Source organism: Raineyella fluvialis, assembly GCF_009646095.1.
Taxonomy (GTDB): Bacteria; Actinomycetota; Actinomycetes; order Propionibacteriales; family Propionibacteriaceae; genus Raineyella; species Raineyella fluvialis.
The window spans coordinates 1,150,223-1,169,705 of the sequence record NZ_CP045725.1 but is presented as its reverse complement, the minus strand read 5'-3'; the positions used below and the strand labels follow the sequence as shown (position 1 = coordinate 1,169,705).

The 19,483-nt window shown below is 70.9% G+C and carries 22 protein-coding genes; 11 read left to right on the top strand and 11 right to left on the bottom strand.

The window, feature by feature from the left end; genetic code table 11:
• Nucleotides 1-36: 36 nt before the first annotated feature.
• Together Rai3103_RS05355 and Rai3103_RS05350 are read left to right on the top strand one after the other, a co-directional pair.
• Nucleotides 37-399 (top strand): ArsR/SmtB family transcription factor, encoded by a 363-nt coding sequence (locus Rai3103_RS05355; RefSeq protein WP_153571709.1) that lies wholly within the window; start codon nucleotides 37-39, stop codon nucleotides 397-399.
• The gene (locus Rai3103_RS05350) at nucleotides 399-1,538 is read left to right on the top strand and encodes a cation diffusion facilitator family transporter (RefSeq protein ID WP_228489196.1); all 1,140 of its coding nucleotides are present in this window, start codon (nucleotides 399-401) and stop codon (nucleotides 1,536-1,538) included. The genes Rai3103_RS05355 and Rai3103_RS05350 overlap by 1 nt, the downstream gene beginning before the upstream one ends.
• Before the next feature lie 283 nt (nucleotides 1,539-1,821).
• Here Rai3103_RS05350 and Rai3103_RS05345 read toward each other — a convergent pair whose 3' ends face one another.
• Nucleotides 1,822-2,676: an aminodeoxychorismate lyase gene (locus tag Rai3103_RS05345; protein WP_153571708.1), complete on the bottom strand. Its 855-nt coding sequence runs from the start codon at nucleotides 2,674-2,676 to the stop codon at nucleotides 1,822-1,824.
• A 249-nt stretch (nucleotides 2,677-2,925) separates the two neighbouring features.
• The gene (locus tag Rai3103_RS05340; RefSeq protein ID WP_153571707.1) at nucleotides 2,926-3,624 is read right to left on the bottom strand and encodes a hypothetical protein; all 699 of its coding nucleotides are present in this window, start codon (nucleotides 3,622-3,624) and stop codon (nucleotides 2,926-2,928) included.
• A gap of 193 nt (nucleotides 3,625-3,817) precedes the next feature.
• Between Rai3103_RS05340 and Rai3103_RS05335 the strand changes: the two genes are divergently transcribed.
• Entirely contained in the window at nucleotides 3,818-5,980 is a 2,163-nt protein-coding gene (locus Rai3103_RS05335; RefSeq protein ID WP_153571706.1) for a sensor histidine kinase, read from the top strand.
• Nucleotides 5,977-6,693 (top strand): response regulator transcription factor, encoded by a 717-nt coding sequence (locus Rai3103_RS05330; RefSeq protein ID WP_153571705.1) that lies wholly within the window; start codon nucleotides 5,977-5,979, stop codon nucleotides 6,691-6,693. Before Rai3103_RS05335 ends, Rai3103_RS05330 begins: the two co-directional genes overlap by 4 nt.
• A 30-nt stretch (nucleotides 6,694-6,723) precedes the next feature.
• Here Rai3103_RS05330 and Rai3103_RS05325 read toward each other — a convergent pair whose 3' ends face one another.
• From Rai3103_RS05325 to Rai3103_RS17560, 6 genes are all read right to left on the bottom strand, one after another.
• A complete protein-coding gene (locus Rai3103_RS05325; protein ID WP_153571704.1) occupies nucleotides 6,724-7,887 on the bottom strand; it encodes a sensor histidine kinase in 1,164 nt (387 codons plus the stop codon).
• 5 nt (nucleotides 7,888-7,892) lie between these two features.
• Entirely contained in the window at nucleotides 7,893-8,645 is a 753-nt protein-coding gene (locus Rai3103_RS05320) for a response regulator transcription factor (protein ID WP_228489195.1), read from the bottom strand.
• A 62-nt stretch (nucleotides 8,646-8,707) separates the two neighbouring features.
• Nucleotides 8,708-9,364: a CueP family metal-binding protein gene (locus tag Rai3103_RS05315; RefSeq protein ID WP_153571702.1), complete on the bottom strand. Its 657-nt coding sequence runs from the start codon at nucleotides 9,362-9,364 to the stop codon at nucleotides 8,708-8,710.
• Nucleotides 9,365-9,527: 163 nt separating this feature from the next.
• On the bottom strand, nucleotides 9,528-10,034 hold the full coding sequence (locus Rai3103_RS05310; protein WP_153571701.1) for a GNAT family N-acetyltransferase: 507 nt from the start codon (nucleotides 10,032-10,034) through the stop codon (nucleotides 9,528-9,530).
• Between the two features lie 104 nt (nucleotides 10,035-10,138).
• Nucleotides 10,139-10,450: a phosphodiester glycosidase family protein gene (locus Rai3103_RS16905; RefSeq protein ID WP_228489194.1), complete on the bottom strand. Its 312-nt coding sequence runs from the start codon at nucleotides 10,448-10,450 to the stop codon at nucleotides 10,139-10,141.
• Nucleotides 10,351-11,430, bottom strand: coding sequence for a hypothetical protein (locus Rai3103_RS17560; protein ID WP_228489193.1), 1,080 nt, complete (start codon nucleotides 11,428-11,430; stop codon nucleotides 10,351-10,353). Before Rai3103_RS17560 ends, Rai3103_RS16905 begins: the two co-directional genes overlap by 100 nt.
• 166 nt (nucleotides 11,431-11,596) lie before the next feature.
• Here Rai3103_RS17560 and Rai3103_RS05300 point away from each other — a divergent pair, with 166 nt between their 5' ends.
• Both Rai3103_RS05300 and Rai3103_RS05295 read left to right on the top strand, forming a co-directional pair.
• Nucleotides 11,597-12,019, top strand: coding sequence for a hypothetical protein (locus Rai3103_RS05300; protein ID WP_153571699.1), 423 nt, complete (start codon nucleotides 11,597-11,599; stop codon nucleotides 12,017-12,019).
• Nucleotides 11,926-13,005 carry a sensor histidine kinase gene (locus Rai3103_RS05295; RefSeq protein ID WP_194793279.1) on the top strand — a complete coding sequence of 360 codons (1,080 nt, stop codon included), beginning with the start codon at nucleotides 11,926-11,928 and terminating at the stop codon, nucleotides 13,003-13,005. The genes Rai3103_RS05300 and Rai3103_RS05295 overlap by 94 nt, the downstream gene beginning before the upstream one ends.
• Here the strand turns inward: Rai3103_RS05295 and Rai3103_RS05290 are convergent.
• The gene (locus Rai3103_RS05290) at nucleotides 12,972-13,655 is read right to left on the bottom strand and encodes a response regulator transcription factor (protein WP_153571697.1); all 684 of its coding nucleotides are present in this window, start codon (nucleotides 13,653-13,655) and stop codon (nucleotides 12,972-12,974) included. The genes Rai3103_RS05295 and Rai3103_RS05290 overlap by 34 nt on opposite strands.
• Before the next feature lie 127 nt (nucleotides 13,656-13,782).
• On the opposite strand from Rai3103_RS05290, the gene Rai3103_RS05285 reads away from it, so the two are divergent.
• Nucleotides 13,783-14,544 carry a glycerophosphodiester phosphodiesterase gene (locus Rai3103_RS05285; RefSeq protein ID WP_153571696.1) on the top strand — a complete coding sequence of 254 codons (762 nt, stop codon included), beginning with the start codon at nucleotides 13,783-13,785 and terminating at the stop codon, nucleotides 14,542-14,544.
• Between the two features lie 471 nt (nucleotides 14,545-15,015).
• Nucleotides 15,016-15,447 carry a GNAT family N-acetyltransferase gene (locus tag Rai3103_RS05280; protein WP_153571695.1) on the top strand — a complete coding sequence of 144 codons (432 nt, stop codon included), beginning with the start codon at nucleotides 15,016-15,018 and terminating at the stop codon, nucleotides 15,445-15,447.
• Nucleotides 15,448-15,507: 60 nt separating this feature from the next.
• Here the strand turns inward: Rai3103_RS05280 and Rai3103_RS05275 are convergent, their stop codons facing one another.
• Complete coding sequence (locus tag Rai3103_RS05275) at nucleotides 15,508-15,948, bottom strand: ACT domain-containing protein (protein ID WP_153571694.1); 441 nt, start codon at nucleotides 15,946-15,948, stop codon at nucleotides 15,508-15,510.
• 204 nt (nucleotides 15,949-16,152) lie between these two features.
• Here Rai3103_RS05275 and Rai3103_RS05270 point away from each other — a divergent pair, with 204 nt between their 5' ends.
• On the top strand, nucleotides 16,153-17,214 hold the full coding sequence (locus Rai3103_RS05270; RefSeq protein WP_228489296.1) for an alpha/beta fold hydrolase: 1,062 nt from the start codon (nucleotides 16,153-16,155) through the stop codon (nucleotides 17,212-17,214).
• Between the two features lie 5 nt (nucleotides 17,215-17,219).
• On the opposite strand, the gene Rai3103_RS05265 is transcribed toward Rai3103_RS05270, so the two are convergent.
• Complete coding sequence (locus Rai3103_RS05265) at nucleotides 17,220-18,002, bottom strand: queuosine precursor transporter (RefSeq protein ID WP_228489192.1); 783 nt, start codon at nucleotides 18,000-18,002, stop codon at nucleotides 17,220-17,222.
• Between the two features lie 130 nt (nucleotides 18,003-18,132).
• Here Rai3103_RS05265 and Rai3103_RS17555 point away from each other — a divergent pair, with 130 nt between their 5' ends.
• Together Rai3103_RS17555 and Rai3103_RS05255 are read left to right on the top strand one after the other, a co-directional pair.
• The gene (locus Rai3103_RS17555; RefSeq protein WP_228489191.1) at nucleotides 18,133-19,167 is read left to right on the top strand and encodes a DUF222 domain-containing protein; all 1,035 of its coding nucleotides are present in this window, start codon (nucleotides 18,133-18,135) and stop codon (nucleotides 19,165-19,167) included.
• On the top strand, nucleotides 19,110-19,457 hold the full coding sequence (locus Rai3103_RS05255) for an HNH endonuclease signature motif containing protein (protein WP_228489190.1): 348 nt from the start codon (nucleotides 19,110-19,112) through the stop codon (nucleotides 19,455-19,457). The genes Rai3103_RS17555 and Rai3103_RS05255 overlap by 58 nt, the downstream gene beginning before the upstream one ends.
• Nucleotides 19,458-19,483: the final 26 nt, after the last annotated feature.

The following is a 19,483-nucleotide window of genomic DNA, read 5'->3' as shown; positions in this document are numbered from 1 at the left end:
GCGTGGACGGTTCGTCTGCTCGTCTACTATGTGCGCATGCATGCAGATAGTTGTATGGACCCGGGCAATCCCGACATCGTGCTCGCGGCTGAGATCTTCAGCATGCTGTCCGACGTGACGCGCGTGCGGATCGTGGTGGCGCTGGTCAACCACGACGAGATGTCGGTCGGAGAACTGTCGAAGCTGGTGCACAAGTCCCCGGCGGCGGTCTCCCAGCACCTGGCGAAGCTGCGTCTGGCGCGGATCGTGGTGGGCCGCCAGGTGGGGACGTACGTCCACTACCGGCTGGCGAACGAGCACGCCGAACTCCTTGTCCGGGCCGCGCTCGAACAGGCCGAGCATGCCGCCTCCGACGCGCCGGCCCACCACCTTGCCGCCGCTCGAGGACAGGACCGCTGATGCGCAGATCGGACCCGGCCGCCGCCGGGATGGACGCCCACGCCGGTGGTCACGACCACCCCCACGAGCATCATCACCATGACCACCTGCATGACCATGAGCATGGGCATGGGCACGGTCTTGAGCATGAGCATGGGCACGGTCATGGGCATGGGCACGGGCATCAGCATGGGCACGGGCATGGGCATGAGCACGGCGGGGTGCGCGGCTTCCTGTACGAGACCTTCGTCCCGCACAGCCACGACGCCGCCGACCGGATCGACGATGCTCTCGAGGGCAGTGCCGAAGGCATCCGGGCGGTCCGGATCAGTCTGGTCCTGATGCTGGCCACGGCGGTCGTCCAGGCCGCGGTGGTCGTGGTCAGTGGGTCGGTCGCCCTGCTGGCGGACACCATCCACAATTTCTCCGATGCTCTGACGGCGGTGCCGTTGTGGATCGCCTTCGCACTGTCCCGCCGCGCTCCCACCCGTCGGTTCAGCTACGGACTGGGGCGCTCGGAGGACCTCGCAGGGCTGTTCATCGTCGGGGTGATCGTCGCCTCGGCCGTCGTCGCCGCGTGGCAGTCGATCGACCGGTTGATCCATCCCCACCCGCTGGAGAACCTCGGGTGGATCGCGGCCGCGGGGATGGTGGGCTTCCTGGGCAACGAGCTCGTCGCCCGCTACCGGCTCGGGGTCGGCCGCCGGATCGGATCCGCTGCCCTGGAGGCCGATGGTGTGCACGCGCGTACGGACGGCTTCACCTCGCTCGCGGTGGTGTTCGGCGCGCTCGGCGCCTGGCTCGGGTTCCCCTTGGCCGATCCGATCGTCGGCCTGCTGATCTCGGTGATGATCGTCGCGATGCTGTGGCGTACGGCGCAGGACATCGGGCTGCGCCTGATGGATGGAACGGATCCCGACCTGACCGACGAGGTGCTGGGCGCACTGGTGGCTCTGCCGGGAGTGACCGGCGTCCATGATCTGAGGATCCGCGCGATGGGCCACGCCCACCTGATGGAGGTGACGCTCGACGTCCCGGGTCACCTCACCATGGCGGAAGCCGAGGACGTCCGTGCCCGGGCTGAGGCGGTCGCCCGCGAGCGGGTGCCTCGACTCGACGGGCTGACGCTCTCCTGTCACGCCGAGCACGTCGGCCGCTGACCATGCGGGTCGCCTATCACCTCGTGCCCGAGTCCGTCGTCCGGCGACGGTGTGGGTGAGGGGGGCCGACGCCCAGCTGTCGGTGGGAACAGCCAAGGGGACGTGTTCCGCCGATGACTTCTCCGGTTGGCCGATCATTCTCAACCCGGCCGACTGTTCTCAGCCCGGCCGACCTTGCTCGCCCGTGCAACGTCGGCCAGCCTGAGGTTGGTCGGCCAGCCTGAGGTTGGTCGGCCAGCCTGAGGTTGGTCGGCCAGCGTGAGGCTGGTCGGCCTGGTGCGGCTCAGAATCCGGCCCAACCCGCCACCGTCGCCGTGAGCTCCGGATCGTACGGCAGGCTGGTGCCGTCCAGGTCGAGGATCGGGCACACCCCGCGGACGGTGGAGACCAGCCATGCCCCGGCACAGTCGGCCAGGTCGTCGGGAGTCAGCAGCTCGGCCGCCGTCTCCCAGCCGGCCGCGGCTGCTCCCGCCGTGATGGTCTCGACGGTGACGGAGGCGAGGACCCCTGTCGCACCGGTCGGCACTGACACGATTTGCCGTCCGAGAGCCACCACTAGTCCAGCGGTCGGCCCCTCGAGGAGGAACCCGTCGGTGGACACGAAGAGGACGTCGTCCGCCCCGCGGGCCGTCGCCTCGCGCTTCGCCGCGACGTTGATGCCGTACGACAGGGTCTTGGCACCACCCAGCAGCCACGGAGCCGACGCGAAGACGTCCGAGCGGTAGCCCCGACTCAGTGTGACGACGCGCAGCCCGGCGCGCGCTCTGGCCTGGCTGTCGGGGTCGACCGCGGTGAGTAGGAGCAGCCCTGTCGGCGTCCCCGGTCGATGCGCCGGCCCGCGGGTGAGGATGATCTTGAGGCTGGCCTCGCCGGACTCGGTCCAGGAGTCGAGCGCGGTCGTGATGAGATCGCGCCAGGCCGGCAGGTCGGGCGCCGGAAGGCCGAGGACCCGGGCGGACTCGGCGAAGCGGGCCAGGTGCCGGTCGAGGTGCAGGACCCGGGCCGATCCGTCGTGCACGACCCGGCAGGTGTCGAACACGCCGTCGCCGCGGGTCAGACCGGCGTCATCGGCGTAGAGCACCGGCTCGTCGGGATCGACCACGCCGCGCCCCAGGACGGCGACGAGTTGGGCGGTCATCGGGTGCTCCCTGCCCGCAGGCTCGGGCCCGGGAGCTGACCCTCGCGTTGGCGCTGGTCCTGGCTCTGCCGCCGGATGCGTTCCATGACAGTCCTTCCCTGGCGTACGTCCCGAGGGTTCCGCTGGGGAGTTTAGGTGTCAGTCGCCCGGTGCGCAGCAGATGCTCCTCCGCGACGCGGGGTATTCGGGAGGGCCCGTCCACTCCAGCGGGAGGACGGGCCGTCCGGAGGATGCTTCGCCACCGCTGGGTCAGGCCATCGTCGTCGAGGATGCCGGATGGGTAGCCGGGTGGACGGCCGTCGTCGGCCGGGACTCCCTCGAGACGGTCCAGGCGTACGCCACGAAGCCGCCGATGAGCAGACCGTTGGAGACCACCGACGCGACCAGGTCGGGCGCCACCATGCCGAGCGCGGCGTCGGTCACCCCGGAGAGCCCGACAGCCGCCGCTGCCCAGCGCGGTCCCACCCCACCCCGCCACAATCCCAGGCCGAGGAGGAGGGCTCCGAGCGCCATCAGGTAGTGGCCGGCCAGGAGGGGGCCGACGACGGGCTCGCGGGTCATCCGGTCGAACAGCTGCACCATCGCGGCCCGATCCATCCGGGGATCGGCCATCGCGAGGAACATGACATTGAGTCCGCCCAGCGCGATGTTGGCCAGCAGCCCGTAATAGAGCAAGGTGAGCCCGGCCTCGGCGAGCAGCCGGCCCCTGGCCATGGGGCGCGAGAGCAGCCCGAACAGGCCGGGGACGAAGAAGGCGGAGGAGAGCAGACCGGCCACCAGGCCCAGGGGCGCGGTCCGGGACGCGGCCGCCAGCGCGTCGAGCAGTTGGTCCGGTGTTCCTTCGCCGCTCGGCGAGAGGAACTCGGCTGCGGCGAACAGGAGCGGGGCCGCCACGAGGCAGCCCGCGGCGATCCAACGTTGCGTGGGGGTGAGGAACGAACGGTTCATGACGAGATCCCTTCCGACTCGGGTCGACGGTCGGCCCTACACCGTCGACGCTACGGAGCGGAGCGCTGCGGCGGCACCCGCCGGACCGCCTCCTCGACCCCCGTGATGGCGCGGTCATGTCGGCGGTGGTCCGCCAGTGAGGAGGAGGTTCTCCACCTTCCGCCGTTTGTGTGACGCGGCGCACAATTGCCGGGTGAGTCCGCGACGACGCGAAGTTGCGCTGCTGGCCTGCGGCGCAGTGTGTACGGCAGCCCTGCCGGCGGCCGTGGGCTTCGCGCGGGTGCCACACGAGCAGTTGCTCCCGGCGTTGCTGCCCCTGGTCAACGCCATCGTCTATCTGGGCGTGGCGGGTTACGCGGTGTGGAGGCGGCCGATGCACCGGGCGGCGCAGCGCATGGTGGTCTGGGCCGTGACCATGACGGTCGGGTACGCCGCGGGAGCGGTCTATTCCGCGGCAGTGGCCATTGGCCTGGTGCCGGGCTGGGGGTGGGCGGGGCTGGTGGGGATCGAGGTGCTGGCCTGGTTGGGGAACCTCGCGTTGGTGTCCCTGTTCCTGGTCTTCCCCGATGGCTCCTACCGGCGGCCCCTGGACCGGGCGGTCATCCGCTGGGCCGTCGTGGCCCTCGCCGCCTTCGTCGTCTGCCAGCTGATCGGACAGCCGGAGATCCGCACCGGCGACCTGGTCTGGTCGGACGAGGCGCGAGCCCCCAATCCGTGGGCCGTGCCGGCGCTGTCCGGTGTCGGGGCGGTCGGAGCCCTCGGGCTGGGGCCGGGCGGGCCCTTGCTGACCCTGATCGGGGCGCTCCTCCTCCTGCTGCGTTGGCGCGGCTCGGAGGCGGAGGACCGGCGGCGGATCGCCTGGCCGCTGGTCGGTTTCGCCGCCACCGGGCTCGCCATGCTCGGCCTGGGCGCCGCCCATGCGCTGCTACCGCCATGGCCCGCGTGGCTGCAGGCCCTGGCCTGGGCTCCGGTCGTCCTGTTCGTCCCGATCGCCCTCGTCGTCGGGATCGTGAACGGACAGTTGCTCGACATCGGCGTCGTCGTCAGCCGGTCGGTTGTCTACGGCGCGCTGTGGATGGCCATCGCGGTCGCCTACCTGGGGCTGACTGCTGCCGCCGGGGTGGTGGCGGGAAGCCGACTACCCCTGGCCATGGCGGTGGCCACCACGGTGCTGGTGGGTTTCGTGTCGGCCCCCGCCCGTCGCCACCTCGAGCGACTCGCCGATCGACTGGTGTTCGGACGGCGTGCCGAGGGGGACCTCCTTCTCGGCGAGGTCGGGAGGAAGCTCGCCCGTGGGTCCGGGATGGACAACGCCGCGTTCGACATCGCCGAGTCCGTCCGGGAGGGCGTTCGGGCCGAGTGGGTCGTCGTGCGCCTGGCGGACGGGGACCCGGTGGCTGCCGCATCGCTGTCGAGAGCGGTCTCCGCAGACGGCGCACCGCAGCGTCGCGGGGCGCCGGCGCCCCTGGCGGTCGCCCGGCCGGCGTCGGTCGCCCCGCCGGCGCCCGACGTCGTGCCGGGGATGGACCAACCGCGGCTCGTGGCAGCGATCGAGATCGACGGGGTCCACCTCGGCGAGATCCGTTGCGGGAGCAAGCTGGATGGTGCCTACACGGACCGCGACGCCCTGTTGGTCGAGACCCTGGGCCGGCAGGCGGCCTGGGCCCTCCGCAACGTCCAGCTCTCACGAGAATTGACTGCCAAGGTCGACGAGCTGCAGGCGTCCCGGGTGCGGATCCTGCAGGCCGAGGAGGCCGGCCGCCGACGGCTGGAGCGGGATCTGCACGACGGCGTCCAGCAGGAGCTGGTCGCTCTCCTCGCCCGGCTGGGGCTGGCCGCGAACCAGCTGCGGCGCGGCTCGCCGTTGGCTGCGGGGACGATCGCCGATGCCCATGCCGAGGCGCGGACGGCGTTGGAGGATCTGCAGGAGGTGGTCCGCGGGATCCATCCCACCCTGCTCGCCGACCGAGGCCTGGTGGCGGCGGTGGAGGCTCGTGCCGTCCGGATGCCCGTTCCGGTGGCGGTCAGCAGCGATGAGGCGGCCCGGTCCGGACGATTCACCGACGACGTCGAGTCCAGCGCCTACTTCGTCGTGTCGGAGTGCCTGACCAACGTGGCCAAGCATGCCCCCTACGCCTCGGTGGCGGTCACCTTCCGGCTCGCCCACGATCTGCTCCACCTATCGGTGACCGACGACGGGCCCGGATTCGACGTCGACTCGCACTGGGGCAGTGGACTCACGGGCCTGCAGGATCGCGTCGAGGCGTGCGGGGGGCGCCTCGACGTCAGCAGCCGTCCGGGGATGGGCACCACGATCACCGCCGAGCTCCCGACGTCAGGAGGAGGGACATCATGACCGAGGTCGCCGCGGTACTGCGCGTCGTGATCGCCGATGACAGCTACTTGGTCCGTGAGGGCACCCGGCGGCTGCTCGAGGACTCGGGTCGCGTCGAGGTCGTGGCCGCGGTGGCGGACGGGGAGGAACTGCTGGCGGCGGTCCGTACGACCCGTCCGGACGTGGTCATCACGGACATCCGGATGCCACCCGGCCACGCGACCGAGGGGATCGCGGCCGCGCACGCGATCCGTGCGGAGTTCCCCCGCATCGGCGTCGTCGTGCTGTCCCAGTACTCCGATGCCGACTACGCCGTCGAGCTGTTCGCCCAAGGGACGGCCGGCCTCGGCTATCTCCTGAAGGCCGCGGTGGGTGACCTGGACGATCTGCTCCGGGCCCTGGTGGAGGTCGCCAAGGGTGGCTCGGTGGTGGATCCCGGGGTGGTCGAGCGACTGGTCGACCAGCGTGCCGTCCAGGCGGAATCCCCCCTGCGCAGACTCGGCCCGCGCGAGTTGGACGTACTGCGGGAGATGGCGGAGGGACGGACGAACGCGGCGATCGGTGCGGCCCTGCACCTGTCGGAGTCGACCATCGAGAAGCACGTCAACACCATCTTCAACAGCCTCGGCCTTTCCGAGGAGCCGGGTACGAGCCGCCGGGTCGCTGCAGTCCTCTCCTATCTGAGGAACATGTCGATGTCACCGGCGCAGGACCGGCCCGGCGCTCCTCGCTGACCCGTCACGCGCCGTCGCGCTCGCCTCGATTCAGGGCGTACGCGGCCAGGCGGGGAGCCAGACGGTGAACGTGCTCCCACGACCCTTGCCCGGGCTGGCGGCGGTCAGCGTGCCGCCGTGGCGGACCACGAGGGCCCGGCTGATCGTCAGGCCGACCCCGGAGCCCGAGTGGTCGTGCTCGCGCGCCGAACTGCCCCGATAGAACCGCTCGAACACGTGCGGCAGCTGCTCGGCAGAGATCCCCTCGCCGTCGTCAGCGACGGTGATCGCCACGCCCTCGACCTGCGCCGCCGGCCCACCGTGCACCGGTCCACCGGCCGCCGGGTGGACGGACACGGTCACGGTGCCCCCGCTCGGGGTGTGGCGCAGCGCGTTGCTGAGCAGGTTGACCAGCACCTGGGTGAGACGCGCGGGGTCGCCCCGGACGAGGCCGAGGGTCGGCGCGGTGCCCGTCACCAGGCGTACGCCCTTCGCCTCATACGCCCCGGAGAACTCATGGATCGCCGTGTCGATCACCTCACCGAGGTCCACCCGCTGCAGGTCGAGCCGTACGGCCCCCTCCTCGGCGCGCGAGACCTCGGCGATGTCGTGAGCCAGGGCACTCATCCGGTCGACCTCGCCCCGGAACAACCGCTCCAGGTCCTCGTCCCAGCCGATGATGCCGTCCTCGAGCCCGTCGAGGTGCGCGGCCATGGTGGCCAGCGGGGTGCGCAGCTCATGACCCACATCGGTGAGGAGCCGGCGCCGGGTGTCCTCGGCATGGGAGATGGTCTCGGCCATCGAGTTGAAGGCGCTGGCGAGTTCGTCCAGCTCTCGCCCGTTGCCGCGCTCCGGCAGCCGTGACGGTTCGTCACCGGCGGCGACCTGACCGGCCGCCCGGGTGAGCTCCCGCAGCGGCGCCCGGAGCCGCCGCCCGACGTACCAGCTCACCGCCAGCGCGACGACGACCCCCACCCCCAGACCGGCGGCGAGGGCGATGGTGCTCGCGTCCCGGAAGGCGAACTCCACATGGGCGAGCTCGGGGGCCGCCATCCCCCCACCGGCCTGCACGAGGTGGCGGTGGAAGATCAACGGCCCGACGAGCGAGGACACCAGCCCGGCGGTGGCCAGACTGGCCGTGACCACGATGGCCTGCGTGACCAGCAGGCGGGTGGACAGACTGGTCGAGGGGCGCCGTCGCCGCGAGCGGCCCATCGGGCTCAGCCCTGCCCCATCCGGTAGCCGACCCCGCGGACGGTGAGGATGAACCGCGGGTGCTCGGGATCGTCGCCGAGCTTGCGGCGCAGGTTGCCGATGTGGACGTCGACGATGTGGTCGTCGCCGACCCAGTGTTCGCCCCACACGGTGTCGAGTAGCCGGCGCCGGCTGAACGCCCACTTCGGCTTCTCGGAGAGGACGAGGAGCAGGCTGAACTCCGTCGGGGTGAGCGCCAGCGGTGCCCCGTGCAGGAACGCCTCGTGTCCCGCGACGTCGATCCGCAGCCCACCGAACGTACGGTCCAGGCCGGTGGGCTCGTCCTCCGCCGGAGAGGCCGGGGCGTCGGCTGCGCCGGCGGCCCGGTCGGGGCGTACCCGGGGCCGACGCAGCACCGCCTGCACCCGCGACACCAGGGTGCGCGTACTGAACGGCTTGGTGACGTAGTCGTCGGCTCCCGCGGCGAAGCCCATCAGCGTGTCGAACTCGTCGTCGCGGGCCGTGAGCATGATGACGTACGCATCGGAGGTCGCCCGCAGCTGCCGGCACACCTCCATCCCGTCCAGGCCGGGCAGGCCGAGGTCGAGGATGACGACGTCGGGATCCCAGGACCCCACCGCGGCCAGGGCGTCGGGGCCGGTGTGCTCGAGGCGGGTGGTGTAGCCGGCGCGCTCGAGATAGTTCGCGACCATTCGGGCCAGGGCCTTCTCGTCGTCGACGACGAGGATGCGGGGCGAACCCGCCTCGGTCGGTTCCATGCTGTGAAAATACGTCATAGGCCGGGAGGCCATGTCGCCGGCCGCGGTGTTCCCCGTCGCGGTCACACCAGCTTGAGGGTCGTCAGGCAGGTCGGGTCGCCCTTGCCGGTGGAGATCGCCTGGGTGACGGTCCGCCCTTCGTAGGTCACGGTCAGCGTCGCCCGGCTGTCGCGCGGGAGCCAGAACCCGGCGAACCCGTTGGCGCCGAGGGTGACGTCCCGGTCGACGAGGGACGTCCCGGCCGCGTCGGCGATGGTCACGTGCACCTGCTTGCCCGCCAGCTCGCCCTGACAGGTGGCGAGGTTGTGGTAGTAGCAGTCGTGCGTCTTGGTCACGTACGGGGCGATGGACAGGTAGAACTGCCCTGCGGGGATGGGCATGGCGACCTTGTGATCGGCGGAGGTGAGGACCAGTTGGTCGTAGCGGACCGACCCGGCCGGTCCCTTCGTACGATCCTCGGTGGAGGCCTCCAGGGCCGCCACCACCTCCGCGGTGCTCCGGCCCTGCAGACCCGCCGACGTCAGGACTGCGGAGACGCTGGCCTCGTCGGTGGCCGGCGCCGCCGATGTCGAGGCGGTGGCGTTCGGGGTGGTGGAGGGGCTCGAGCCGGCCACCGGGCCACCCGTGCTCGAGGCGGTCGCCGCACACCCGGTCAGGGTCAGCGCGGCGATGGTCAACGCCAGACCTGCGAGTGGCCGGGTGGTCAGGGCCTTCTTCACGATTCCTCCGTGGGACGTCGAGGGTTGGCGCGGTGCCCGCGACGTGCCTTTCGGTATCGACGCGGGCCCGCTACCCCTATCCATGCGGAGCTAGGTCAAGCTTCCGGATCGCTGATGTCAAGATCCGGTCAAGATCCGGGCGGCCCGGCGGTGAGGTGACGATTCAGAGCTTGCGGCGCATGTACGAGCGGCCCAGCTTGCCGTCGCGGGCAGGGACGAACGAGGTGAACCCCTCGCTCGCGTACAGCTTGCGGGCCCGGTCGTTGTGGCACTTCATGTCCAGCCACATGCCGCGGCAGGCGTACGTCTCCTTGGTGTAGTCGACGACGTAGCGGACGAACTGGTGCCCGAGGCCCTTGCCGCGGTGCGCGGGGGCGACCACCATGCGACGGAGCTCGATGTCACCTCCGTCCAGGACGCCGCTCAGGATTGCGTAACCGGCGAGTTCGGTGCCCTCGAAGAGGAGGAGATGCTCCTGGTCGGGGTCGGCCAGCGACGCCTCGTGGTAGTCGCGGCCAGTGGGACCGAGCCATTCGGCGGTGTCCGTCGACTTCTCCAGACGAAGGATCGCCTCGATGTCGCCCTCCGTCGTGTGCCTGACGGTCAGGGGCAGGGTAAGTGCCATGAACATGATGATGACACCGGAAGTGCCCGCTACCAACTTCGCCATCCCCTGGCGCCTGTGCAGAGCCTGAGCATGGGTTGCGCTGGGTCGCGGAAGCGGCTGGCCGGACAGCGGGTCGCGAGGGGGCGCGCCCGGCCGGCCGGGAGCGGCTACGAGTGGGGCATCACCGCGACGAAGTCCCGGCTGGAGGGCTGCAGGTAGCGGTCGGCCGCGGCGGTCTCGTCGTCGGTCAGCTTCTTCGGGGAGTTCCCGCCGTTGCTGTGGCTGTAGGTGATGAAGCTCGTCCAGTCCTTGTTGATGTCGAGCTGCATCGCCTCGACGGCGCCCGCATCGTGCAGGATCTGTGCCAGCGCGCCGACGGTCATGGACGGCCCCAGCACGACGACGGTCGACCCGTCGGCACGGGTGCCGACGCCACTGCGCCACACGGCGGCGGCGTTGCCGACGGTCTTGCCCCACACCGCCGCGCTCGGATCGGAGACCTCCGGGGCGACGGCGCCGTTGTGCACCAGCGGGATGAGGTTCTGCCGGACCGCGGCGACGCCCTCGCCCGGGTCCCGCCCGGCCAGGAGATCACCTTGAGTGAGCCGTTGGTCCCGAGCACCATCGAGGCCGCGCCCGCCTGCAGCGGGGAGACGGTGTGGCCGGCCTGCCAGTAGCCGCCGCGGGCATCGGACATCTTGAAGCCGCTGTTGAAGGTGGCGAGCACCGTGTTGGCGGCCGAGCCGGAGAGCTGGCTCGACTGTCCGGGCACCGGGCCGGGTTCCTTGGTGCCCGGGTGCAGGACGAAGGAGTTGAGCTTGGGGTCCATCCAGACGACGTGGACCACGTACGAGGTGTGGACGGCGTCGGGGCGCAGGGAGGCGACCAGGGCGGCGTCATCGCCCTTCACGGTGTACAGGGAGTGCCACTCGCCCTCGCCCGGCAGCGCCTGCCCGGCCTGTGAGCGGATGGTCGCCGGCCGGGCGGTCTTGGTGCGGATGGCGGCGTCGGCGCCGGCCTTGAGGGCGGACGCGTCGGGAGTGCCGCCCGACTTCGGCGGGTCGAGCTGGTACTGCCACTGCTCCAGCAGTGTCACGAGCCCGCCGAGGTGCTGGTCCCGGGCCCATTCGGCGATCCGGGCGATCGTCGTGTCGGTCCCCGGCGCGGCCAGCGCCGGGCCGAGGGTGACCGAGGTCCACAGCACGACCGCCGCGACCAGTGCGGCGGGGATCGCCAGCCAACGCCGCCGGCGTCCGTTCCGCCCCTTCCGGTCCCTGCGCGCCTTCCGGTCGCTGCGCCGCTTCCGGTCCTCGCGCGGCCCCTTCGTGTCGCCCAGCGCGCGGCTCGGCAGGGGGATCCCGCGGGCCGGAGCGGAGGCGGTGGGCGCCGGCAGGATGGCGCGGCGCGGTTGGGTGGGGAGTTCGTCGGTGGGGACTTCGTCAGTGGCGAGATCGGGCACAAGGGTCCTTCCGGGATAACGACAGACCGGGCGTCGTCACCCCGAACACCGGCCAGCGGATCATGACTACTCTGCCGTACGGGGGTGAGAAGAGGTTGAGAAAGAGCCGATCCGTGCCATTTCCGACCGTAGGCTGGCCAGGACAGGGGCCGGCTGAGGAGGACCGATGGCGCGAAGCATGCCCGGGATCGGCATGCGGGCGAAGCTCGCCGCCGCGACGATGGCGATCGTCGGCATGGCGCTCGTGGTCGGCACCGGGATCGTCAGCCTAGCCCTCTACACCGCGTTGATGTCCTCGGTGACCAGAGAGGCCACCAGCCAGCTGAGCGCCGTCGCCGACCTGATCGGCCGCGAGGGTCTGGACGGGCTCAGCGGCGAGACCGGAGCCGAAGTGGCGATGGGCGCCACCGTCCAGCTGATCGACGCCGGCGGGTCACTGGTCTACTCCTCGGGGGGAACACCGCCCTCACCCACGCCCGACCGGGTGTGGGCCAGGTGGTTCTCGAGGGGGCCACACCCCTGCCGCAGCCCACGGAGGACCCGGACCTCGTCATCGCCTCGACCGGCGTGGCGTACGGCGGGCAGCTGAGCACCGCCGTCGTCGGGGTGTCCCAGGACTCCCAGTACGAGGCCGTCTACACCGTGCTCAAGCTGCTGCTGATCGGCACACCGCTGATCGTCCTCGCCGCCGGCGTGGTGGCGTGGTGGCTGGTCAGCCGGTCGCTGCGGCCGGTGGAGGCGATCCGGACCACCGTGGAGTCGATCTCGTCGCGCCACCTCGACGCCCGGGTGCCGATCCCGACCGTCGACGACGAGATCGGGCGGCTCGCCCTGACCATGAACGCGATGTTGTCCCGCCTCGAACGGGGCCGTCAGCAGCAGAACCAATTCGTCGCCGACGCCAGCCATGAGTTGCGTTCGCCGCTGGCGAGCCTGCACACCGCCCTCGACATGGGGTCGAGCGACCCGACCGGGCAGCGGTGGAAGGACCTCACCCCGGTGATGACCACGGAGACCCGCCGGATGGAGCGGCTCGTCGACGACCTGCTCACCCTTGCCCGCGGTGATGCCGGGATGGTGCCGGTGGGGCGATGGCGGGACGTGGACCTCGACGACCTGGTGGTCGAGGAGGCCCGCCGGCCACGGAGTCCCGGGCGGGTCGCGGTGGTCTTCGAGGTCAAACCGGCACGGATCCGCGGGGACCGGCTCCAGCTCGTCCGGGTCCTGCGCAACCTGGCGGACAACGCCGTCCGGGCAGCGACGTCCCTGGTCGTGCTGTCCGTCGAGACCGACGACGGCTGTGCCGTGCTCCGGGTGGAGGACGACGGCCCCGGCATCCCGCCCCAGGAGCGGGAACGGGTGTTCGAACGGTTCGTCCGGCTCGACGCCGCCCGCACCCGCGACGAGGGCGGCAGCGGACTGGGGCTGGCGATCGTCCGCGAACTGGTCACGAACCATGGCGGGACCGTGGACGTGGACGCCTCGGCGTTGGGTGGCGCCAGGTTCACCGTACGGATCCCGCTGGACCAGCCGGAGCCGGCTCAGCCGGCCGGGGGACTGTCCACCAAGCGGTAGCCGACCCCACGCACGGTCTCGATCGAGTGCCGGCCGAAGGGCTCGTCGACCTTGCGCCGCAGGTAGCTGACGTAGACCTGGATGATGTTGGTGTCGCCGGCGAAGGCCGGGTCCCAGACGCCGTCGAGGATCTGCGACTTGGTCACCACCTGATCCCGGCGCCGCATCAGGAACTCGAGCAGCGAGAACTCCTTGGCGGTGAGCTCGATCTCCTCCTCGCCGCGCCACACCCGGTGACTCCCCGGGTCGAGGGAGAGGTCACCGACGGTCAGGACCGTCGGCCGCTCGGGGGCCCCGCGCCGGATCAGCGCCCGCAGCCGGGCGACCAGGACGACGAAGTCGAAGGGCTTGGTCAGGTAGTCGTCGGCGCCGACGTCGAAGGCGTCCACCTGGTCGTACGGTCCGTCCTTGGCGGTGAGCATCAGGACCGGGGTCCAGACCTGGCGCGAGCGCATCCCCTTGACGATGTCGTAGCCGTTGAGCGCGGGCAGCATGATGTCGATGACCGCCACGTCGTAGCTTCCCTCGACGGCCATCCAGAGGCCGTCGCGGCCGTTGGCCGTGACGTCGACCATGAACCCCTCGCTCCGCAGGCCCTCGGAGACGAGCTTGGAGAGGGAGGGATCGTCCTCGACCATCAGCACACGCATGGCCCCATTGTCATCCCTCGGCGCCGGTGACCGTACGTTGCCCCGCCGGGGCGGGCGTGCTGGGGGGTCGCCGGGGGATCGCCGGGGGCGGGGTGCGGCGTGACCCGGTCGGGTCTAGCGTGCGGGCGTGACCTTCGTCATCGCCCATCGCGGATGGTCCGGCCGCGAACCCGAGCAGAGCAGGGCGGCGTACGTCGCCGCGATCGACCTGGCTGCCCGCACCGGCAGGCGGCTGGGACTGGAGTGCGACACGCATTTCAGTGCCGATGACCAGCTCATCTGCCTGCACGATCTGGACCTGGCCCGTACGGCTGGGGTGGAGGTGGCCGCTCGCGAGCTCACCGTGGCCGAACTCAAGCGCCTCGACATCGGTTCCTGGCTCGTCGGACCCGGGGCGACCGCGGAGCAACGGGAACTCATGACCGTCCCCGAGCTCCTCGACCTGGTGGCCGCGGCGCGCGGACGCGGCGTCGACGTCGTCGCTGTTGTGGAGACCAAGCACCCCAACCCGCGCGGCACCGACGTCGAGCGGGCCCTCGCCGACCTGCTGCGCCAGCGCGGCTGGGTCGGCGCCGAGGTGCCAGTACGGATGATCAGCTTCGATCCGGCCGGGGTGCACGTCTTCGCCGAGCTGCTGCCGGACGTCCCGCGGTCGCAGCTGCAGTATCCGGTGCAGGTGCTCGAGGGTGTGGACGCACCGGCGGTGAGTCCCTGGCTCGGGATGGTGCGCCGTGACCCCGATCTCGTCCGCCGCGCCCACGACGCCGGCCTCGAGGTGCATGTCTGGACGGTGAACGACCCGGCCGACATCGCCTTCTGCGTAGGTCTCGGGGTCGAAGCCATCACCACTGATCATCCGGACCTGGCGCTGCAGTTGGTCGGGGACTGATTCGGGGAGCCGGGACCGTCGGTCGGGGGCGTGACCGTGGCTCCGACGTTTGCTTCCCTGCCCCGTTCGTCCCCTTGCCCCTTGCCCTTCCGTTCCCTTGGGGCCCGGTTCCAGAGTCGACCGACGATTGTCACCCGGGCCGACCTTAACCACGAACGCTGCCGATTCTCAGGCTGGCCGATCTTGCAAGGTCGCAATGGCTGAGAGTCGTCGGCCGGTATGAGAATCGTCGGCCAGGTTGAGGACTCAATGCCTCGGCCGGCCCGAGAAACGTCGACCGGCCCGAGAAACGTCGACCGGCCCGAGAAACGTCAACCGGTGCCGTGAAGGGTTCCGGCTAGATGGGTCAGTCGTTCGACGTCTGACCCCGTCGGGGCGGGCCCTGCCTGGCTAGAGTCGTGACGAGGGAGGGCCGCGAGGCCGACTGGTCCGGCCCGTCGAGGCGGTACCGCACAACGAGGAGGCCGTGCCATGGAGATCGTCAACCTGCCGGCGGGTGATCCGCACTGGGATGCGGCGCTACCGGTGTTGCAGCAGCTGCGGACGCACCTGGGGGCCGCGGATCTTGAGGCGGTGCTGTCCTCGGAGGCGCAACGGCCGTCGTTCTTCGCCGCGTTCGAGGGCGGTGTGTGCCTGGGCGTGTGCGGCTGGCGGGTCATCGCGAACACCTCCGCCGGCCGCAAGCTCTACATCGACGACCTGGTGACCGCCGATTCGGCCCGTTCCCAGGGGATCGGTGCCGCCCTGCTGGAACATGCCGAGGATCTCGCCCGGCGCCACCGTTGCGCGGTGCTGGACCTGGACTCCGGGGTGCAGCGCCACGCGGCGCACCGCTTCTATCTGCGGGAGCGGCTGGACATCGTGTCGTTCCACTTCGCCGAGAGCCTCCAGGTCGACGAGTAGTCGACCAGGCTCGAGGAGCGACCCAGCGAGCGATCAGCTCGGGTCACCGACCAGCGGCGCTCAGCCGGCGCGCAGCGCCTCGAGGGCGGCCATCGCCTCCGCGCGACGATTCCACGGCACCAGCAGGTGATCGTGGTAGGCACCGGCGATGACGTTGCAGCTGATCCCGCGGGCGGCGAGGGCCGTCGAGACCGCGGCGGTCAGCCCGACGGCCTCCAGGGCGGAGTGGACCTGCAGCGTGATGAGGGCAGCGACGTGGTCGTAGCCGAGGCCTTCCCGGTCGGCCGATCGCTGGTCGAGGACGACGGTGAGCCCTTCCGCCTCCTCCACGGTCGCGAAGCTACCGGTCGGGACGCGGCCGTCCTGCACCACCGCGTACACCATCGGGTCGGGTGTCAGCTGTGGCGTCAGTGCGCCCAGCAGCACGTCCAGATCGGTGACGCCGCCGGACCGAGGGGCGCGGCCCGACCCGCTCTCGGGTACGTGGCGGGGTGACGTCATACGGCCAGTCTCCACCCAGCCCCGAGCGGCAGCGACCCTCCGGTGGCCGCGTCTTGCCGCGTACGCTTGCGGATATGGCCCCGGAGATCCGTACGGTCCGGCGACCGGCGACCCCTGGCACGCCGGAGTTCGACCTTGCGTACGTACGGGCGCATCAGGGGGCGAGTGTGCCCGTGGTGATCATCCCCGGGGGCCGGGGCTGGGATCCATCCGCGTCTACAGCGCCCTGCGGCGGGGGCTCCCGACCTCGACATCATTATGGTCGAGCATCGCGGCGTCGGGCATTCGCGCCGGGACCTGACCGGGGCCGACCTGCCGGCCTCGGCGATGAACGTCACCGAGGCGGTCGACGACATCGCGGCCGTGCTGGATGCCGAGCACGTGGATCGGGCCGTGATCGTCGGCAGTTCGTACGGCACCTATCTCGCTCAGGGGTTCGGCGTGCGGCACCCGGCGCGGGTCCACGCGATGGTGCTCGACTCGACACTCCTGTCCGCCGAGGACCACCACGACGTGCGCGCCCACGCCCGCAGCCTGTTGTGGGAAGGGGAACGGGCGGCGACGGCCGCCGCGGCCCACCGGATCCGGCGACTCGTCGAGAAGGGAGGGGCGGACCCGCTCCCGCTCGGGGCCGCGTCCGCGTTCCTCTACGAGTTCGGGGGGCTGCCCCGGCTCGAGCGCTACCTGGAGCAGCGCGGCCGGAACCGGGTCAGCCTCGTGGACCGTACGTTCCGTGTGATGCAGGGCGGGCTGACCCTGCGATCGGTGCCGTATGTGATGGAGTTCGGTCTCGTCGGCAACCTGGCGACGCGGGAGTTGCAGTACGCGCCGAAGCCCGACGGGCTGATCTTCGATCCGGCGTACGGGACCTCGGGGCTGCTCGGGCGGTTCCCCGCGTTCGAGCGGGAACCCTTCGACCTACCCGCGTCGCTTCCGCTCTTCGACTGGCCCGTGGTGGTGCTCGGTGGGGAGCGGGACCTGACCACGCCCGCCAGCGTCGCGAAACGTACGGCCGCACTCGCCCGCAAGGGCCGCTACATCCGGGTCCCCGGCGTCGGGCACAGCGTGCTCGACTCCCATCCCGAGGCGCTGTTGGCGACCGTACGGGCCCTGCTGAGCGGCAAGCCGATCACCCTGGGTGGGCTGCGGCGGCGCGGGATGACTCGTCACCTTGCGCCGTTGGTCGGCGGACTGCTGGCCGCCGACCGACTGTCGGCGGCCTTGTGGCGGGAGGGACCGCCGCCGGGAACCCTGCCGGGAGCCTGACGGGGTCAGGCTCTGCTGGCGACCCCTCGGTCCGCCGGGCGCGACCCGTCCTGCCCGTCCTCGTCACCGGCAGCGGCCAGAGCGGCCTGATAGCTCGGCTCGGCCCGCTTGATCCGCCGGATGACGTATGCGGTCAGGGGCATCACCGCGTACTGGACGGCGACCTTGTAGACGAAGCCGAAGAACGTGTAGTTCGCCCACTGGCCGAGCGTGGTGATGCCGATCGCGGTGGCCGCCACCGAGCAGAAGACGAGGGTGTCGACGAGTTCACCGGCACCCGTCGAGCCGGCCAGCCGGCCGATCAGGCCGCGCTCCAGGCGGCGCTTCTTGCGGGCCCACATGATGAAGGAGTTCATCGACTGGCCGCAGATGAAGCCCAGCATGCTCGCCAGCACGATCTGCCAGACCGGGCCGAGGGCCGTTTCCAGGGCCGCCTGCTTGGCCATCCCGTAGTCGTCGGTGAAACCCGGCAGCGCGATGATGACGGCGTACGTCACGACCGCGGCGACGCTCGTCGCGAAGCCGGAGATGATGGCCCGGCGGGCGGCGCGGACACCGTAGATCTCGGTGATCGTGTCGCCGAGGATGTACGCCAGCGGGAACAGGAAGAAGCCGCCATCGGTGATGATCGGGCCGAAGACGACGCCCTTCGATCCGCCGATGTTGGAGAGGACGACGACCACGCAGAGGATGGCGAGCATCGTGGCGTAGCGGGGGGAGCCGGCATCGGCGTACGCCACACGGCGCCGGGGCTGGTCCTGCTGGGCATCGGTTGTCACTGCTGTCACAGGTCGGCAGTCTAGGCGTCGGAGCTGTCGGAACTCCCTGAGAAGGCCCTCAGCGGGGGTCTGCGCCTCCCTGCCCTAGCCATACGCGCGTTCGATTCGAATGTCAGTGGTCACTTCTAGAGTCAGGGGCATGGAACGGGAATGGGGGACCCCGACCGGTGAGATGCTCGCCGGAATCCTGGGGCTGTTGGACGGTCTCGATGATGACCGTGGCCTCGCCACCGATCGGGAGCGAGTGGACCTCGCGTCGGTCGCGATCGAGGCGTCGGACCGGTTGCGCCTGCTCGCGGCGGTGCTGGTCGGTGAGGCCGAGGCGACCGGTGCTGATGTCGCGGCAACCGGGTTGTCGGTGGTGAGCTGGTTGGCCGACACACGTCGCATGACGCGGCCGGAGGTGTGGACTCTGGTCCACCAGGGGCGTGACTTGGCGGAGTTTCCGATGGTGCGCGCGGCAGGGTTGGCAGGCCGCCTGTCGCCGACACAGGCGCGGGCGATCTGCGACGTGCTGGTCGATCTGCCCGATGAGCTCGGGCCCGCGATGCTCCGGCAGGCGGAGTCGGACATGGTCGGTTATGCGGCCGGTCTCGATTCTCGAGGTCTGGCGACCGCCGCCGAGCACCTGCTGGAGGTTCTCGCGCCTGAGACGGCGGAGGATCTGGAGGCAAAGAGACTGGAGCGGGAGTTGCGGCTGGCCCGGCGCAACCGCGGCCTCGACTTCGCTGATGACCGACACGGATCGGTGCTGATCAAGGGGAAGCTGCCGGTGCTCGCGGCACAGTCGCTCATCGTCCAGATCGACGCGATCGTCGCTCGGGACCACCGGCGAGCCCTGGATGCCCTGGATCCATTGGCCGAGGACGTGACGCCGGCGATGCGACGCGCCGATGCCCTGGTCGAGCTCGCCGCTGCTGCCGCGCTGCACCAGGATGCACCCGCCCACGGGGGTGATCGGCCCCGGATCGTGGTCACCATCCCCGAGGAGCGGTTGACCGATCTGGCGGCCTCCGGAGGCTTGGTGGGGCCGGGGTGCCCGTCGCGGCGAGTGAGCTGCGACAGCTCTGCTGCGATGCCGACCTCGTCCCGGTCACCCTGGGTGGGTGCTCCGAGGTGTTGGACGTCGGGCGGGAGCATCGACTGGTCACCGGCCCGATCCGTACGGCGCTGATGGTGCGGGACCGGGGCTGCGCGTTCCCCGGGTGTGACAAGCCGCCCGCCGCATGTCATGCGCATCACGTGGTGCCCTGGCAGAGCGGTGGGGTGACGTCGGTGGAGAACCTGGTGTTGGTGTGTGCGCATCATCACGGGATCGTGGAGCCGACCGCCGACCCGCCCGGTCGCCGGTGGGAGATCCGCATCGGCGCCGATGGCGTCCCCGAGGTCCTGCCGCCGGTCCATGTGGATCGGAGCCGCCGGCCTCGCCGCCACCAACGGTTCCGCGCCCCGTTGTCCGCCTGACGCCGATGCTGCGCTACGCCGATGCT

What these genes read in the sequence shown, in the direction of transcription:
- Rai3103_RS05345 (WP_153571708.1), bottom strand. Translation starts at nt 2,676, where the DNA reads ATGACCGCCCAACTCGTCGCCGTCCTGGGGCGCGGCGTGGTCGATCCC.
- Rai3103_RS05290 (WP_153571697.1), bottom strand. Translation starts at nt 13,655, where the DNA reads ATGCGTGTGCTGATGGTCGAGGACGATCCCTCCCTCTCCAAGCTCGTC.
- Rai3103_RS17555 (WP_228489191.1), top strand. Translation starts at nt 18,133, where the DNA reads ATGGAACGGGAATGGGGGACCCCGACCGGTGAGATGCTCGCCGGAATC.
- Rai3103_RS05300 (WP_153571699.1), top strand. Translation starts at nt 11,597, where the DNA reads ATGGCGCGAAGCATGCCCGGGATCGGCATGCGGGCGAAGCTCGCCGCC.
- Rai3103_RS05340 (WP_153571707.1), bottom strand. Translation starts at nt 3,624, where the DNA reads ATGAACCGTTCGTTCCTCACCCCCACGCAACGTTGGATCGCCGCGGGC.
- Rai3103_RS05320 (WP_228489195.1), bottom strand. Translation starts at nt 8,645, where the DNA reads ATGGAACCGACCGAGGCGGGTTCGCCCCGCATCCTCGTCGTCGACGAC.
- Rai3103_RS05275 (WP_153571694.1), bottom strand. Translation starts at nt 15,948, where the DNA reads ATGACGTCACCCCGCCACGTACCCGAGAGCGGGTCGGGCCGCGCCCCT.
- Rai3103_RS05355 (WP_153571709.1), top strand. Translation starts at nt 37, where the DNA reads ATGCATGCAGATAGTTGTATGGACCCGGGCAATCCCGACATCGTGCTC.
- Rai3103_RS05310 (WP_153571701.1), bottom strand. Translation starts at nt 10,034, where the DNA reads ATGGCGAAGTTGGTAGCGGGCACTTCCGGTGTCATCATCATGTTCATG.
- Rai3103_RS05325 (WP_153571704.1), bottom strand. Translation starts at nt 7,887, where the DNA reads ATGGGCCGCTCGCGGCGACGGCGCCCCTCGACCAGTCTGTCCACCCGC.
- Rai3103_RS05350 (WP_228489196.1), top strand. Translation starts at nt 399, where the DNA reads ATGCGCAGATCGGACCCGGCCGCCGCCGGGATGGACGCCCACGCCGGT.
- Rai3103_RS05280 (WP_153571695.1), top strand. Translation starts at nt 15,016, where the DNA reads ATGGAGATCGTCAACCTGCCGGCGGGTGATCCGCACTGGGATGCGGCG.
- Rai3103_RS05330 (WP_153571705.1), top strand. Translation starts at nt 5,977, where the DNA reads ATGACCGAGGTCGCCGCGGTACTGCGCGTCGTGATCGCCGATGACAGC.